We start from the raw sequence: 17,450 nt of genomic DNA on the forward strand, positions 1-17,450 counted from the left end.
CCTTCCTACTCCACACCTTCTACAACACCGATGTATGGCAGATTTCTATATTTTTGTGCATAGTCAAGTCCGTATCCCACAACGAATTCATCCGGAATATTGAACCCTACATAATCTACTTTTACATCGCGCACACGTCTCTCCGGCTTGTCAAGCAGTGTGCAAAGTCTCATACTCTTTGGTCCTCTCTTTGCCAAAATTTCAAGCAGGTAAGACAGCGTTCTTCCGGAATCAATAATATCTTCCACAACAATTACGTCTTTTCCTTCCAATGTCTCATCTAAGTCTTTGGCAATCTTTACAACGCCGCTGGATGTCGTTCCGTCCCCATAACTGCTCACACTCATAAAATCCATGGATACCGGAACTGTAATTCTTTTTGCAAGTTCACACATAAAAAATACGCCACCTTTCAGCACACAGATAAGGTGTACCTGTTTTCCCGCATAATCCTCACTGATCTGCTTTCCAAGCGCCTCAATTCTTGCATCTACCTCTTCTTCTGATACTAATACTTTAATTGTCTCTGCCATGATTCTTCTCCTTCGTTTATTTGTATTTCTAATATTGTTTTTGTATTCTTAGTTACCCGGTAAGCGCTGCTCGTACGATAACCGACAACCCACAATATATGACTGCCTTCTGCGATCAAGGGAATCTTTCCTCTTTCCTCCGCCGAAATCTTCTCATTGATAAAATAAGACTTCAGTTTCTGCGTCTTGCCATCGCTATGAATCGCCAAGTAATCTCCGGGCTTTCTTGTTCTAATACTCACCGCGTCCCTTATTATATCATAATCAAACCATTTCGTGTAAACTTTTTCAGAAGCCTCCTGTGGCACTTGGTCTGCCACGAATACGCGGCTTTTGATCTGCCAGCCACACCATTCACACAAATGTGTTTCCTGCCCTTCACAGTCCAATATTTTTTCTTCTGCTTTTTGCGGTCCAGGCTCTGTTTTTTTCCTGCACACAACACCGTCATACGTCCGCCAGGCTTCCATATCATACGGCAAATCCACCCTTCTTCCGACTTGCTTTTCAAACAACTCCTGAAGCATCTGCAGATGAACAGCTTCAATATCTTTCTCTCGCCTGCAGACTTCCCAAAGTACCTTTTTCAAAACAAATGACTGTATCACATGCGGAATCTGTTGAAATTCAGCCTGCAGGATAACAGTTCCTGTTTCTTCGGTTCTAGTACACTGCCTCCACGAAATCTCAGTCTGCTCTTCCAAAAATCCTTCAATCTCCCTCAGCCGCTCCATTGTCTCATTAATGTGAGTAACTGTCCTTTTATTCACCTGCTCCTCAAAATACGGCAAAATGTGATTCCGGATACGGTTTCTCATGTACGCATCACTTTTATTGGTCTCATCTACACAAAAGGCAATCCCCTCTTCTTCCAGATATTTCTCAACCTCACCACGCTCCACTGCAAGAAGCGGACGAATCACATTCCCATTTACCGGACGTATGCCGCCAAGCCCTTTCAGACCTGCTCCGCGAGCCACATTCATCAGAAATGTCTCTGCATTGTCATTTTGATGATGCGCAAGCGCAATTTTAGTTCCTCCATATCGCTTCAAGGTTTTCACAAAGGCTTCCCGGCGCACTTCACGCCCCGCCTCCTCCAAAGATTGTTTCCTTTTTTTTGCAATTAATGCAACATCTTCCCGATAAATTTCACATGGGACACAATGCTTCTCGCACATTTTTTTTACATACATTTCGTCCGCATCCGCATCTATCCCTCTCAATCCATGGTTCACGTGAACACAGACCAACTCAAACGGAATCTCTTTTTGCAGCTGTATCAATACAAAAAGAAGGCATATAGAATCTGCACCTCCTGATACGCCTACAATTATCTTATCGCCATTCTCGATCATATGCCATTTTTCCACATACCTTCTTATTTTTTCTAACATTATCCACATTTTCCTTTGTAATTATTCACCCGCACTAATTTTATCTTATTCCTTTTTATTTTGCAAGACTCCACATGCCCACGACCATAATCGTCATATCATCCAAAGGGATCTCCCCGGAACATTCCAAAACCTGCTCTAAAATGTGATGCGCCATCTCTTTTGGGTTGGTTATGCTTGTCCCCTCGATGATCATTTTCATGATCAGCTCCTGCTCTCCAACCGGAAGCGCATCAAGCACCCCATCTGTCACCATCACAACAAAATTCCCATCGCACAAGCTTCGCACAACACAATCCACCTCCAATTTAGGCAAAACTCCTATCGGAAGACTGGTTGATTTGATTGTCTCTACCTTATCCTCATATTTTACAAACGTAGTGGATGCCCCCGCCTTCACAAACTCACATTTCCCACTATACAGGTCAAATACACTCATATCAATTGTAGAAAACCGCACCTCTTCGCGCCCCATCACCAGCGCTGTATTCAACATCTGAATTGCTGTCTCTTTCGGGAATCCAGCTGCCAGAAGTTCCTCTAACATTTCCACCACCATGGCGCTTTCCTTAAATGCTGCTTCCCCTGCCCCCATTCCGTCGGAGAGTATGATGCCCTTCCTGCCGCCCGGCATCTCCATCATCGAAAAGCTGTCCCCCGATATCTTACGGCATCCCTTTCCGATTTTCGCAATTCCCTGAAGCGTATGAAAACGTGGCCCTTCCACACAGGTGACTGTACAATACTCTTCTCCAAGCACCGGCCTTTCATCGCGGTCCGCCACCATCTTTCTTCCGACACACTCCGATATGATCTGCACAAGCTCTTTCGTGGATACACACTGCCCTTTGATAGATTTTGCCGTAACATGAACCTCATATTTCCCATCTTCTGTCACAAAAAATACCGTACTTAAAAGCCGTACCCCAATTTTGGAAAATCTCCCCCGTATTTTCTTTTCCAAATGCTCGTCCGCAAAAATACTGGCGTCCAGTTCTCTTGTGGCATGCTGAATCATCTGGGCAAATGTGTCAAGCTGCACCGCACATCCTTCCCTGTTCTGTGCCATTTTATTATTCCACATCAGATTCTGTCTCGCGCCTTTAAACACCTCAAGCGCCGTCCGCAAAAAGCGCGGCGCCTGCACACATCTTTTCTGTATCTTACGTTTCACCTCAGTGTTCAGTTCCACACCATATTCTTCTATGGTACAAAAAATCTCATGTACCATCTGGTAGGTCAGAAACGCCTCTTGTCCAAGACACACTTCTTTATTCGCACAATTGCCGCACACTTTCTCATTTACTTTTTCGTACATTTCTTCCATTTCCGCTTTTGTAAATAAATCATGTTTTCTCTCCAGCTGCAAAAATACCTTGGTCAATTTTTCCAAAGACTGCACAAACCGATCCATCTGTATCACATATGGGTTCGCCTGCACAGCTCGTCCTATTTTTAACTCCTCCATCATGAATAACCCCTTTTCCAGAAATTCCGTCTAAACAAAAAGAATGTGCTCAAACACATTCTATCTTTTGTATGGTATTATGAAATTTTTCCATTATGGTTCCGGCTCAAACAATATCTCATTCTTGTGGATGAGCCCCAGCTTATCTTTTGCAACATCTTCTATGTACGCATCTGTTCCTGCATACTCTTCAAATTCTTTAATCTCTTCTGTACGCTCTTTTTCTTCTTTCAACTGTGCCGTAAGTTCCGCTTCCTGCTGCTTATAACGCTTGTTCTTTGCCTGAAGTGACATACTTCCCACCGACAATATGATTGTCAATAATAAAATCACACCACATATCGAAAGAATACTCGCTTTGTGACGGCGCATTCTTGTCCGCTGACGTTTATCACGGTTCCGCTGCTTTACACTTCTCATCATTGATACACCCTTATAAATCTATTTTTTGTCCCAATATAGTTATATTACCTTTTTTCCTTTGATTTATCAATAGATTTTTCGTCTTTTTCACGAATCCTGGCAAACAGTTTTTTCCCCATCTCAGACAAAAAATGCAGCACAAAAAATGAACAAACTCCCCCAACCACAACACCTATGGTAAAGAACCAACGTATACTACCATCACTAGTGTCATAGATCTTGACAAACAGATACAAACCTGCCCATACCCAAAAGAAAAAATCTTCTAAAGAAACGAAAAACAGATCGTGTTTTATAAGTCTTCTAAAAACTCTAATGCACGTATAAACCAAAAGTACAATATTGCCCGCCAATAACGCCTGCAAAAAAATGGATATTTCATCACCGATTCCAAGCATAACTCACCTACTTAAATAATTTCATAAAGAAATTCTCGCTTTGACCGGCATTTTGATGGACATCCGAGTACGCAATGCTGTCGATATGTCCGGATAAGTCCACTTCCCCTTTTTCTACACTCAGACGATTTACATGCAGATCCTTCCCCTTGACCATGAGCATACCCTGTTCCGTCTCCAGCAATATCTCATTCAAATCAAACGACAGTACATCAAGCACACCTGTAACCATACTTGTCTTTCTATTGTTCACTACCAGCTTATGTGGTTTTTGTACCTGTTTTTCTTCCAAGATTCCACAACCTTTCTCCTTATTTCAAACTGCCGCCGGTATTTTTACCGGAAGTAATATCAATTTTGATATATCCTAATTATATGAAAGGTCTTGCTGTATTATGACTGTTTTATAAATATTTAAACAAATCTTTTGCTTCTTCTTTTTTTGTTGTGTCCTGAATATCCAGCACTTCTACTTTTACATTCTTCGTTCCGAATTGAATCTCAATAACATCTCCCGGCTTTACTTTCACGGATGCTTTGGCAACATTTCCATTCACAAGCACTCTCCCCGCATCACACGCCTCATTTGCCACTGTTCTTCTTTTAATCAATCTTGATACTTTTAAAAATTTATCCAGTCTCATCTTTTCTCCTCCACCTTTATTTTTCTTTTTTTATAACTTTGCACATGACTAAACTGTTTATAGAAAAAAAGAATGTGCCAAGCACATTCTTTTTATCATGAACATTTATTATGCATTTACAGCGTCTTTTAATGCTTTTCCAGCTTTGAATTTTGGAGCTTTGCAAGCTTCAATCTTCATTGTCTCACCAGTCTGAGGATTTCTTCCTTCTCTTGCTGCTCTTTCACTTACTTCGAATGTTCCAAATCCAACTAACTGGATCTTTTCACCTTTCTTCAGTTCTTCTTCCACTACGTCTGTGAAAGCTTTTAAAGCTTTTTCTGCATCTTTCTTTGATAACTCTGCTTTCTCAGCGATTGCTGAGATAAATTCTGTTTTGTTCATGGATTATGTTCCTCCTCTTATTTCAAACATAGAATGTATTCATCAATAAATTCTATCGGTTTTTTCGCATGTCTCACACGCTTTTTCTGTATGAATATGCCTTTAAATACTGTTATACCGTTTCACCCGTCTTTTGTCAAGTGTATTTGCCCACTTTTCCTTGTTTTTTCGGGGTTTTTGGGCACTTTTGACACCCTTTTACAGCATTTTATCAATCATCGCAAGAACTTCTTTTCCCAGCGCTTCTGATTTGGCATCCGCATCCTCTAAAGAAGTACCTTTTACACCATAATAGAATTTTACTTTCGGCTCTGTTCCGGATGGACGTACACACAGCCATGCGTCATCTGTCAGGTCGTAATATAAGACATTAGAGTTCGGAAGTCCCGTTCCTGTCACCTCGCCTGTAGCGAGATCCTTGATTGTATCAGCCTGATAATCTCTTGCTTTCAGCACTTCGTAAGCACCGATTTTTACCGGCGGCTCTTTGCGCAGCGTCTCAAGGATTTCCTGAATCTTTGCCAACCCTTCAATTCCTTTTAATGTAATCGCCTGAATATCATCCTTATAATATCCAAATCTCTCATACATATCAACCATGGCATCCCAAAGTGTCATACCTTTTGTCTTATAGTATGCGGCCGCCTCACACAGTGCCATCGTCGCAACAATTGCATCTTTATCTCTTGCATGAGTTCCGATCAGACAACCATAACTCTCCTCAAATCCGAATAAATATGTGCCTTTTTTACTCTGCTCAAAACCGAGAATCTGCTGTCCGATAAACTTAAATCCTGTCAGAACTTCGATCAATCCTGTACCATAACCTTTTGCAATCGCATCTGCCATATTTGATGTCACGATTGTCTTGATCAGATAACCGTCTTCCGGCAATCCTACGGTCGCTTTTCTTTGTCCAATCTCATAGTCTGCAAGCAGACATCCTGACATATTCCCTGTCAGCACTTTATATTCTCCGGATTTACTGTCTTTCACATATACACCGAGACGGTCTGCATCCGGGTCTGTCGCCAGAACAAGATCCGCATCTACTTCTTTTGCCAGTTTTAATCCCAGCTCAAATGCTTCCTCAGCCTCCGGGTTCGGGTAAGAGACTGTCGGAAATTCTCCATCCGGTAATTCCTGCTCTTTTACAACATATACATTTTCAAATCCAAGCTCTTTCAAAATACGTCTTGCCGGAATATTTCCTGTTCCATGAAGAGGACTGTAAACAATCTTTAATTCTTTCCCCATCTCTTTGATCGCATCCCAATGGATTACCTGCTTTTTCAATTCTTCCATATAAGCATCGTCAATCTCACTGCCGATCACCACATAAAGTCCTGCCGCCTTAGCCGCCTCCAGCGTCATCGTCTTCACGGTATTGAAATCAGTCACTTTTTTCACTTCATCCATGATTCCTTTATCATGAGGAGGAGTGATCTGAGCTCCGTCTTCCCAATACACTTTATATCCGTTATATTCCGGCGGGTTGTGACTTGCCGTGATATTGATTCCCGCAACACAATTCAACTTTCTTACGGCATAGGAAAGTTCCGGTGTAGGACGGAGTGATTCAAATACATACGCTTTGATTCCATTTGCATTCAGACACAAAGCCGCCTCATCCGCAAACTCCGGCGACATCCTTCTTGAGTCATATGCGATTGTCACACCTTTTTCCTGAAGTCCTTTTTGCAAAATATAATTCGCAAGTCCCTGTGTTGCTTTTCTCACTGTATAGATATTCAAACGGTTTGTTCCTGCACCGATCACACCGCGCAGCCCCGCTGTTCCAAATTCTAAGTCTTTATAAAATCTTTCTTTTATCTCATTTTCATTATCTGCAATTGCTTTTAATTCCTGTTTTGTCTCTTCATCAAAATATGGATTTGTGAGCCATTCTTGATACTGTTCCTGATAATTCATACCATTTGTTCCTCCTTTGCATTTTCCCTACTATTATACACCAGCATTTTACAAATGAAAAGAAAATATCGCCTCTAAAAAATGTTTCTTTTCTTCCGTCTGATGAATTGCAACCTCCAATTTCTCAACACTCTTCATCGGAATCCACGCTTTGCTGGACCGATAATAAGAGTTTGCCGCCTTCCAAAACTTTTCTGGATAAGACAGGCTGATTGCAAGATATTCCATCTCCCGCTCCCCAAGCGGCAAAATTTCACTGTAAGCCTCAAGCATCTTGTCACCAAGCATCACATTCCAATGATTCTTTTCCATCGTCTTCCTAAGGAAATAGTACAGATCCGCCAACTGAACATCTTGGTGAAAATGCTCGAAATTTGTTGTTGCAATTCCATCCTGCATCATCAGAACATTGTGATAATTGTATTCACCATGCGTAATCGTTGTTTTCTCTCTGCTTTGCTGCATCAACAACTCATATTCCGATTGTTCCAATCGGGCGCTCGCACTCTGCGCCCAGTCATACATCGCATCAAAATATTTCAAAAACATCAGCTCAAACTCACCTTTTCCTACTTTCCCGCGGATAAACGCCCGTACCTTTTTCATCTCACGGTTATGCCGGCAGTACTCCTTTCGCAAATCCTCGCCTTCCATAACAAAGGTCTCTGATTCCTCTCCAAAATCAATGGGTCCTCGCAAGACTTTATGCAGTTTTGCAAGATTTTTTGTCGCCCCCACAATTTCCTGTTCTTTTCGGATATCGCATTCTTTTCCGTCATACCAACGTTTGACCACATACTTAATCCCATCTTCTGATGTGCTGAATAATTCATGCTCTTTATTTTCTATGACCGCATCTACCCTGTCACATCCATTTTCCATCATGTGCACATATAATTTGTGCAGCATTGGAATTCTCTTTTCTGAAATCATAAGCTCCCTGAGTACAAAGAGCCCCTGATTTGTAGCACATAAAATAGCACCCCTGATTCTGCGGGTGCTTTTTATATCTATATCATATTGATCCAACACACTTACTTCGTTCTCTTTCATCGCTGCCCCCTACATTCATTATTTCCTATTCTCTCTAAATGTATGACGGACATCTTGTAAGTATGTGTATTTCTACAAAAGAGTTTCCTTGCGCAGTTTCCTGCTTTGCTCCAATAAAATCTCCTTTGTATTGTATTCCGGCTGCTCAATCACAAGCTCCAACAACGCCTGCAAGACGGCGCCAATCTGTTTTCCAGGCTGCATACCGTCCGCGATCAGATCGCTCCCCGAAACTGCTAACATCTTCAGAGAAACACACTCTTTTTTCTTCAGAATCTCTTTGTAGCACCGCTCGATTCCGGCAATATTTGAAAGCTTCTCCTCCCGCATATATTCACTCTGCGCCATTGTATCCGCTTTTCTGATCTCCAAATAATACGGAAACAATTCTTCACCGATCTTATTCATGGCTCTTCTGACGTTCTTCGGCTGTGCTGGCATGCGATAATCATGATACTGCACAAGTTTTGTCACTTTTCCAAGTGTATCATTATCAAACTTCAGTCTCTTCAAAATTCTTTTTGCAACTTCCGCTCCTTTTACATCATGCATCTTAAAATGTGCAACACCGTCTGCATCCACCGTCTTCATCTGAGGTTTTGCAACATCATGGAGCAGCATCGTAAGTCTCAAGACCTTATCAGCTCTGACCTGTTCGACCGCCTTCAACGTGTGCATTCCTACTGAATACATATGATGCGGCGTCTCCTGACCTGTCCGCATCATCTCATCAAATTCCGGAAGAACCACTTTTGTAATTCCAAGTTCATATGAAAGCGCCAGCAAACCCGGATTCGGCGATACGAGCATCTTGACCAGTTCCACCTGAATCCGCTCTGCACTGATATTTGCAAGTGTCGGCGCAAGCTTTCGAATCCCTTCCATCGTCTCGTCTTCAATCCGAAATCCAAGCTGTGCCGCAAATCGCACTGCGCGCAAAATCCGAAGCGCATCTTCCCCAAAACGCTCCCTCGCATTGCCCACACAACGGATCATCTTTCGCTGCAGATCTTCGATTCCGCCGAAAATATCCACCAGACCTTCTTCTTCATTATATGCCATCGCATTGATCGTAAAGTCTCTTCTTAAAAGGTCTTCTTTCAGACTTCGTGTAAACACAACCTCCCTCGGATGTCTGCTGTCCTCATATTCCCCATCCACACGGTATGTTGTCACCTCGAACGCCTCTTTGTCGACCAGCACCGTAATTGTCCCGTGCTCAATCCCTGTATCAAATGTTCTCCTAAACAGTGCTTTTGTCTCATTCGGAGTCGCCGACGTCGTAATATCCCAGTCATCAGGCACTCGTCCCAAAACAGAATCTCTCACGCAGCCACCAACCGCATACGCCTCGTAGCCGTTCTCCTTCAATTTGTTGATAATAAAATTTACTTTCTCAGGCAAAAAAATTTTCATATGCACTCCTTCGAGTTCCTTTGACTTCACAAAACTCACTGCAATTCGTCTCATTTTCCATATAAATGGATAGCAAAAAAGCGGGTGATGGGAATCGAACCCACGTATCTAGCTTGGAAGGCTAGTGTTCTACCATTGAACTACACCCGCATGTTACGTATTATATTATTAAGCTTAAGCAACTTTTAAAAGTATGCCCAGAGCCGGAATCGAACCAGCGACACGAGGATTTTCAGTCCTCTGCTCTACCGACTGAGCTATCTGGGCTTCTGTATCCTTTTTAGCTGTTCCTTAACACAAGTGATATATTATCAAAGGTCAGCTAAAAAGTCAACACTTTTTTTCAAATTTTTTCAATTTTTTAAATATTATGTTTATGAAGTGTAAATCCCCTGCCCATCACTTCATTTACCTGATTGATGATCATGAAGGCTTTCGGGTCAATTTCCAACACAAGTTGATTGAATTTTGGCATCTCACGGTTGGACACTACCGTCAATAGTGCCATAGATTCTTTCCGCAAATATCCGGATTCTGTTTTGAGGAATGTAGAGCCACGGTCAAGCTTTTGCTGAATCGCTGTATTGATCTCTTCATAATGATCGCTGATAATCTTCACCTGCATCTGGCTCTTTCCATTTACAAGCACTTTATCCATAACCGTTGTGTAAATCATCACAAGAAGAATTCCATATAAAATCTTCTCTCGATCACGAAATACCATCTGCCCGATCAAGATCATAAAGTCAAACGCATACAGTCCCACAGAGACCGGAATCCCCAATTTCTTATTTAAGATCAATGGCGGAATATCGACACCACCCGTGGAAGCTCCCGCTTTGATGACAACTCCGATTCCTACTCCAATCAAAAGCCCCGCAAATATCGTACTGAGCAGCGGATCTGTCGTCAGCCCCTGAAGCGCATCTACTCTTTGAAGCACTCCCAGTATAAACGGAAAATAGAACGTACTGATCAGCGTTGTCAGTGCAAACGAAATACCGAGCAGCCATATTGCCAGTAAAAACATCACAACATTAAACACTGCCGCAAAGACCTCCACCGGAATTCCCGCAAAATGGTTTGCGATCAAACCAAGTCCGGTCGTCCCTCCGGTAATCAGTCCCATCGGCAGTACAAACGCAACAATTCCAAAACAATACGCCGTATTTCCAAATATTACCCAAAATAGTTTTTTCCAGTCAAAAACGTTCTTCAACTCATTTTTCCACTCTGCTTTCATCTGAATCCCCCTTGTCCTTTTATCCATTTAATTTGTTAAAGAGAAAAAGAAAAGCAGGTATTCACCTGCTTTTCCTACTATCTGTCAATTTGAAATTTTTATACCCACTCCAAATATAACGTGTCATGTTCTCTCTCTTTTCTTCTGAACTTTGTCTTTCTATAATGTATCATCTTTTCCCGAAAGATTCAAGAACATTTTCCGTCTCATAAGGACAACAATTGCCAAAAGCGAAAGTAAAAGCGCTGCCATAACAGAAACATTTACACTGTCTCCTGTTGCTGCCGTTCCGTTCGAAGAACCACCATTTGGAGTACCGGATGTTCCGTTGTCCGGTGTCCCTGCTGTTCCGCCACCGTTTTGTTGTTTCAGAACAAGGTTACCGATCGCTGCTTCAATTGCATCTGCATAGGCATCTATCTCTTTTTGTTTTGATCTTGGCAGATTCTCATCTATGCCTGCAAGTACATCTTTCAACGCTTTCACACTGTCGTCTGTATAGACACTTAAGTCTGCCGGAATCTTTGCTTTCGCTTCATTCACTTTCGTGTAATCTGCAAGCTGCACAACCAGTTTTGCCTCTGCATTTTCAAATGCTGATTTTGCGTCTTGGAACTCTTCCTCTGTTGTTGTCTTAGCATCCAGCTCCATCAATGTGTCGTATGCTGCTTTATACGCTGCATAGCTCGCATCTGTATAGTCCTCTGCCGGTGTCTTCAGGATGATAGAATCTCGATACTCATCCATTCCTGAAGCAAGTTTTTCCAAACCTTTTATTGCTGCACGAATCGCTTCTGCTCCTTTCGCAACAGATTCTTTTGTCCCGTCTGCTTTCAGTGCTTCCGCTGCCGCAACAGCATCCTGCAATACTTTATAACTGTCTGCTGTATAATTCTCTGCGTTGTATTTTTCTGACTCTGCAATTGCAGCTTTCAGATCCACAATACTTACAAGAGCTTTTTGTGCTTCACGCATCGCCGCGATATTGGCTTTGTCAAGCTCTGCATCTCCTTTGGACATATCTTTTTCAGCTTTTGCAATCGCCTGAGAAAGAATGTCATAGCTTGCACTTGTATAATCATCTTTGTTCAGTTCCCTGAGCTCATCAATCACTTTTTGGACATCGCTCTCACTGCCTTCTGCGAGCACTAAACTCTCCACCGCTTTATCTAACGCTTTAATGATATCTGCCACCTGATCTTTCGTTCCATTGTTCAGATATCCTTGCGCTGTCTTCACAACATCCTGAAGTGCTGCCCAGCTGTCTTCTGTGTAGAGTGTTTCATCTTTCTTCGCAATCTCTGCAAGTTTTGCATTCAGCGCCTCTGTGTTTACAAGCCCCTGTTTTGCCTGTTCAAATACATTGCGTGCCTCATAAATTTCTTTTGGATTCTTGCGTTCTGCTTTATCGGCTTTCACAATTGCATCCAATGCTGTCTTTGCAGTTGTGTATGACTTGTAAGATTCCTTTGTGTAGTTCGCCTCGTCATATACCGGCGCATTCTGGAGTTCCAATTCTGCAAGTTCTCTCTGGACAAGTGAGTACTGTAGTGCGTTTTCTGCCTCTTCGAGTTTTGCAAGCAAATCTGCTACCTCTTTCTCAGAGATATTTTCTTTGTCTTTTAATACCTCTTCAATTTGAGCAATCACCGTCTCATAGGCTGCATAGGTTCTTGCTGAATAAATCTCTACATAAACAGGCTGTTCTTCTGTTCCCACATTTTCTTTTCCTGCTTTCTGATTTTTCAGCGCATTCTCTAATGCAGTCACATCACCTTTGACAACGGCATTTTTATGTGCGGAAAGAAGTGCTTTCTCTGCCATATCTACTACTTCCTGTGTCACATACTCATTTGCTGCAATTTCTTCTGCAACCGCTTTTGCATCTTTAACTGCCTGTTTGCTGCCTGCAGTCCAATTGTCTGCGATTGGTTTTTTGATCGCCTCATTAAGCGCATCTTTATTGACTGCTGCTTTTTCTTTTTCATTTGTCTTTATAATAGAAAGCTCTGGGATATCCTTTCCCCATGTTACAATGATTTCCAAAATCTGACTGTCTTTTGCCACTGCAAATTCATTGATTGTCTGATTCAATTTTCCAATTGTAACCGCTTCCTGTTTCTCACCATTCTTATAGAGCACAGCCTTTACAGTTGCGTTGGAAACCTTTCCGTTTTGGATTATACGGATTGTTCTCTGGTTCGGTTCGCTGACACGGTATGTGAAAGAACCATTTTCTGCTGATGGCTTATACGTTGTTGTAAAGTCTCCATCAAACATATTAGACGGAATCTTTCCTGCTTCCTCTGTCACCTCTGACACTACATCACGGTTAGATTCTGTCGTCATATATGCGCCGCCATTGATCTGCAGCTCATACAATTCAACCCATCTTCCTGTGTATGTTGTCAATGGCACGATTCTTAAATAACGTCCGGATGCGCTAAGTCCTGTTGCTTCCGCATACATATTACCCGGATTTTTAGAGTCGTGTGTCAGATATTCCGCGTCTTTTGCAGTCGCTGTATTTGGCAGATTTACCGCATTTGCATTTCCTACTTCCAAAATCTTTGTCCACTCGTTATCTGGGGCATCTTTACTGTCTGCCACTTCAAATTTTGCATGTCTTAAGAAATCCACGCTCGTCTCTTTCATATAGTATCTGAAAGATTTGAAATCTACTGTCTGTCCGAGATCAAACACAATCTTTTTACCTGCATCCTGTGTTCCTGTGATTTTTCCGGATGTGGCAAGATTTCCGTCAAATAAGTTATTCACTTTTCCGGTTGTTCTTAAATCCTCTGCGGAACTATTCTGCGCGAAATCACTCTCTACTGCCTTTTCACCGATGAATGCGTAAGTCACTGCAAATTCTTCGATTGCAACATTTGCTGTCGCATCTGACGCATTGTAAAGTCTCACATATCTTGCATCTTCCAATGCTTTTGTATTGACATCTGTCCAGATTACTCCATTCATAGAGCTCTGCACTTTCACATTCGCATTGTCCCCTGCTTTCACCGCAATGTTTTGAATTGCTTTGATGTTCTTTAAGTCAACACCAATATATTGACCTTTTTCCAAGCTGATGGTTCCCGGCTGCAAAGAAGAAACTCCTTCTTCCACCTGTCCAACCATTCCGTGATTTTCTACATTTGTGTAAATATTCTCTATTGTTCCTGCCTGAGAAATTCTCTGCTCTACAGTGAATTCAGAGAATTTTGCCCAAGAACCTTTTTGCTCTAAGTTGCGGATACGGATGTAACGCGCTGTCACTCCATTCAAATCAATATCCAGCACATCTTTTCCTGTCGCTGCACCAGTATGAGATTCATATCCTTTTACCGGAGTCCATGTCTTGTTGTCTACGGATGTCTCAACTGCATATTTTACAATCTTGTCTCCACCGTCGTGTCCGACTACGATGTGCGCTTTGTCTAATACCGCCTCTGTTCCAAGATCATATCCTAAGAAATCATCTACCATCACATCATCATTCGTTGAGTTCGCACTTCCATCCGGATCATACCATACATATGTATCGTCATCTCCGTCATACAGACTTGTCTCTTTTGTATTCTGAGCTACCGTCCAGCGGTCTGTTTTCATCACTTTATATGTAATTGGAGTTGTCGCATTCTTTGACGCACGGATATCTAATTCACCAACACGCACCCACCCTGCTGTCTGCTCTTTGTTTACGATTCGGATTGCTTTGATCTTCTCGCTTGTTGTAAAGTTCACCGTCTGATCTTTTGCGTTTGTGAGATCTCCTGCTTTTTTCCAGTTATTCTGTCCGTCTACGCTGTACTGTACTTCTGCTTTCTTAAACACATCATTCGCCGCTGATTGTCCCTGTGTCATTCTCACACTGCCAATCTGTTTTGCCTCCGGCAAAGTTACCTGAATATAAGCACCTTCTGCGATTGTGTCGCGGTTCGGATTCTCATATGGTCCTTTTGCAAGCCATGCTTCTGTGGAAAGATCACCATCAAACAACTTGTCTGTTGTCGTTCCACTCTGTACAGAAATTCCACTCAATGTCACGGTTCCGGTATAACGCTCTGTCTCTGCTGGAGCTTCTTTTTGATTGTTGATCTGAATTTCACGAATCTCAAGCCAGCAGTCATTTTTGTTCGCCTCTGTCGCAATCAATCTGATTCCTTTCGCCTTCAGATCTTTCGGAAGATTTTCTTCCTCCACACTGATATCCTGAACTTTTCCCTGTTCTCCGGTAAAGTTATTATCCATTCCTTCCAAAGTCAAGTCTGTCCAAGTTCCATCTTCTTCCATGTACTGCAGTTTTGCATGCTCAAAATGATCTTTTCCTGTTCCAAGCACAAAACGAATGCTGTCCACATCAATCATTTTGTTGTATTCCACACCGATATAATCGTCTTTTGAAAGTGAGTTCGGATTTTTGTAAATCACTTTTGTGGATTCATCACCGTCAAAGAGATTCTCTTTCGCTCCTTCCGGTGTATCTTTTCTGCTTGTGATAAACTTCTGAATCACTTTATCCGGGTTGATTGCAGTCTCCGCCTTTGCAGATACATATTCCGCCAATGTATTGATAAATGGAACGATGTGTTGTACACCAACCTCTGCATATTCCTGATGATCTACATATAAAAAGTCATGTGTTTTTGATTGGTCAAATGCTGTCTTTCCGGCTGTGTTGTAATTGATCACAGCTGACACATCGCCCTCCAGATCACTCTTTACACCGTTTAAATATGCAATTGCCGCTTCTGTTGTGTCGTCCCAGCAGTCCAGCCAGTATACAATCTGTTCTTTGATTGCTTCATTTCCGCTGGCTCGATATGTTTTGGCAGCTTCCTGGAGCAGTTCAAATTCTTCAATCATTGCGTCCACATCAGCTGCTGTAAGTGTCTCCGCCTCCAGTTTTTCTTTAAATGCATTTAACTGTTCTTTCAATACTACAGATTCCTGTAATGCTGTAACACGTGAATCCATTGCCTGATTGATCATATGCTTTGACATCTCACGAAGCGCATCGCTTGCTTCATTTGAAATCGCAGAATTGTGGTCCACGAAAGAGAAGGATGCATTCCAAATCTCTTCTGCCTCTTCTTTTGTCTCCCAGATATTCCATGCATAAGATGCATTTCCGAAAATCGCAACTTTACTTGGCTCTGACTGCTGCATTGGATTCAACATAATCCCCTGAATCTTAGATGGTTCCACTCCCGGATGAAGGAATGTATCATATCCACCCATGATCAGGTGTTTCTTTGAGTTATCTGTACAAGGCCAGTTGATCCACATAAATGGTCCACGACCTACATTGTTTGTAAATGTAGAAGTAAAGTTATCCGTCACTTCTCCCCAAACTCTTCCGCCGGTCATAACAATCTGTACGTTGTCTGGTGCCTGTTTCAAAATCTGAAGTTCCTGACTGCTTCCGTTGCCCATGTAGTCATATGGAACATATGGAATTGTCATCTTCATATCCGGATATTCTTTTTTCACTTCTTTGAGCCACTCTGTCATATCGTTCAACAGACGTAATCCGTTTTGTCCACCCGGATTCCAGAAGTCATCTGCAAGAATGGCAATCTGACGTACGCCCTGATCGATCACCTGTTTGAATTTTGCCTGCAGTTTTGCTAAATCTTCCTCATAATGCTCGTCAAAACGAAGATGATTTCCGGCCGGGAATGGATGCAGCGCATATACATAACGGCATTTAGACTCATTTCCCGCCTCTGCCAATGGTCTGATCTTTGTCTTTAACTCTTCCTCTGTATAAAGTTCATCCCACTGCGTACGGTGCTTCGGATCATCTTTCGGTGCATAAAAATATGCATTCAGTTTATAATATCCGCCCCATTTCATCAGATTCACACGGTCTTCTGTAGACCATGGATTTCCATAATATCCTTCGATAAATCCACGGCTCACAACATCTGCATAATCCTCAATCTCAAAGTTTCGTATTGTGAGACTGTCAAGCTGTGCAAATACATGATACAGCGTAGTCAGTCCGTAAAATGCAGAATCTGTGTCTTTTCCAAGTACAGAGATTACATTTTCATCACTCGCCAAAAAATACGAATCTGTATTCTCAAACAATGCATCTCCCGGTGCATACTCTTTTGTAATATAGTCTTCTGCTTTTCCGTCTTCTCCGTGCACACCGACATAGACATTCGTCGCACCTTTCTTCGGCTCATCTGACTCCTTCACCTTAATATCTTTGAGCGCCGCAGCCTCCTCCAGCCGGTCTTTTGTCGCCTCATCAATTCCGGTGTCATAGATGACATTCATCTCCTTGCCAAGAATATAATCTCCCTCCTGATATTCCATCTTATGAGGAGTTGGATAGATTACATAGTCCTCTGCGGTTTGTTTTGCCGCCTGTACCGGCATAAAATTAGTCGGTATCGCAACGGCTGCTGTCAGCATCCCGGCAATCAGTCTCTTTATCATTTTCTTTCCCATAATTTTCGCCTTTCCTTTCTCATATTTTATCCTCAAGCACTATCATTTCTTATTATACCACTTTTCATAGTTTTGTGTTGCTTTTTTTATTTTT

At 42.2% G+C, this 17,450-nt stretch carries 13 protein-coding genes and 2 tRNA genes; all 15 read right to left on the reverse strand.

Features of this window, described 5'->3' with window-relative positions; translation table 11 throughout:
• Window positions 1–5 precede the first annotated feature (5 nt).
• Complete coding sequence (hpt, locus tag AC6I5B_RS17415; protein ID WP_004613024.1) at window positions 6–533, reverse strand: hypoxanthine phosphoribosyltransferase; 528 nt, start codon at window positions 531–533, stop codon at window positions 6–8.
• Entirely contained in the window at window positions 509–1,930 is a 1,422-nt protein-coding gene (gene tilS, locus AC6I5B_RS17420) for a tRNA lysidine(34) synthetase TilS (RefSeq protein ID WP_022250691.1), read from the reverse strand. The genes hpt and tilS overlap by 25 nt, the downstream gene beginning before the upstream one ends.
• 55 nt (window positions 1,931–1,985) lie before the next feature.
• Complete coding sequence (locus tag AC6I5B_RS17425; RefSeq protein ID WP_044987435.1) at window positions 1,986–3,398, reverse strand: SpoIIE family protein phosphatase; 1,413 nt, start codon at window positions 3,396–3,398, stop codon at window positions 1,986–1,988.
• 93 nt (window positions 3,399–3,491) lie between these two features.
• The gene (locus AC6I5B_RS17430; protein ID WP_022250690.1) at window positions 3,492–3,821 is read right to left on the reverse strand and encodes an FtsB family cell division protein; all 330 of its coding nucleotides are present in this window, start codon (window positions 3,819–3,821) and stop codon (window positions 3,492–3,494) included.
• A 44-nt stretch (window positions 3,822–3,865) separates the two neighbouring features.
• On the reverse strand, window positions 3,866–4,219 hold the full coding sequence (gene yabQ / locus AC6I5B_RS17435) for a spore cortex biosynthesis protein YabQ (RefSeq protein WP_004613028.1): 354 nt from the start codon (window positions 4,217–4,219) through the stop codon (window positions 3,866–3,868).
• A gap of 7 nt (window positions 4,220–4,226) precedes the next feature.
• Window positions 4,227–4,511, reverse strand: coding sequence for a sporulation protein YabP (yabP, locus tag AC6I5B_RS17440; RefSeq protein ID WP_004613029.1), 285 nt, complete (start codon window positions 4,509–4,511; stop codon window positions 4,227–4,229).
• Between the two features lie 112 nt (window positions 4,512–4,623).
• On the reverse strand, window positions 4,624–4,863 hold the full coding sequence (locus AC6I5B_RS17445) for an RNA-binding S4 domain-containing protein (protein WP_004613031.1): 240 nt from the start codon (window positions 4,861–4,863) through the stop codon (window positions 4,624–4,626).
• Window positions 4,864–4,971: 108 nt separating this feature from the next.
• Complete coding sequence (locus AC6I5B_RS17450; RefSeq protein WP_004613032.1) at window positions 4,972–5,247, reverse strand: HU family DNA-binding protein; 276 nt, start codon at window positions 5,245–5,247, stop codon at window positions 4,972–4,974.
• A gap of 198 nt (window positions 5,248–5,445) precedes the next feature.
• Complete coding sequence (locus AC6I5B_RS17455) at window positions 5,446–7,179, reverse strand: phospho-sugar mutase (protein ID WP_117787389.1); 1,734 nt, start codon at window positions 7,177–7,179, stop codon at window positions 5,446–5,448.
• A 48-nt stretch (window positions 7,180–7,227) separates the two neighbouring features.
• Window positions 7,228–8,232 carry a CotS family spore coat protein gene (locus AC6I5B_RS17460; protein WP_004613034.1) on the reverse strand — a complete coding sequence of 335 codons (1,005 nt, stop codon included), beginning with the start codon at window positions 8,230–8,232 and terminating at the stop codon, window positions 7,228–7,230.
• A 72-nt stretch (window positions 8,233–8,304) separates the two neighbouring features.
• On the reverse strand, window positions 8,305–9,648 hold the full coding sequence (locus AC6I5B_RS17465; protein WP_044987437.1) for a CCA tRNA nucleotidyltransferase: 1,344 nt from the start codon (window positions 9,646–9,648) through the stop codon (window positions 8,305–8,307).
• Between the two features lie 79 nt (window positions 9,649–9,727).
• Window positions 9,728–9,798: transfer RNA gene (locus AC6I5B_RS17470), tRNA-Gly, on the reverse strand.
• Between the two features lie 44 nt (window positions 9,799–9,842).
• Window positions 9,843–9,915: transfer RNA gene (locus AC6I5B_RS17475), tRNA-Phe, on the reverse strand.
• A gap of 94 nt (window positions 9,916–10,009) precedes the next feature.
• Window positions 10,010–10,891 carry a YitT family protein gene (locus tag AC6I5B_RS17480; protein ID WP_044987313.1) on the reverse strand — a complete coding sequence of 294 codons (882 nt, stop codon included), beginning with the start codon at window positions 10,889–10,891 and terminating at the stop codon, window positions 10,010–10,012.
• A 159-nt stretch (window positions 10,892–11,050) separates the two neighbouring features.
• On the reverse strand, window positions 11,051–17,356 hold the full coding sequence (locus tag AC6I5B_RS17485) for a glycoside hydrolase family 84 protein (protein ID WP_270651363.1): 6,306 nt from the start codon (window positions 17,354–17,356) through the stop codon (window positions 11,051–11,053).
• Between the last annotated feature and the right edge of the window lie 94 nt (window positions 17,357–17,450).

Source organism: Faecalimonas nexilis (assembly GCF_059731825.1).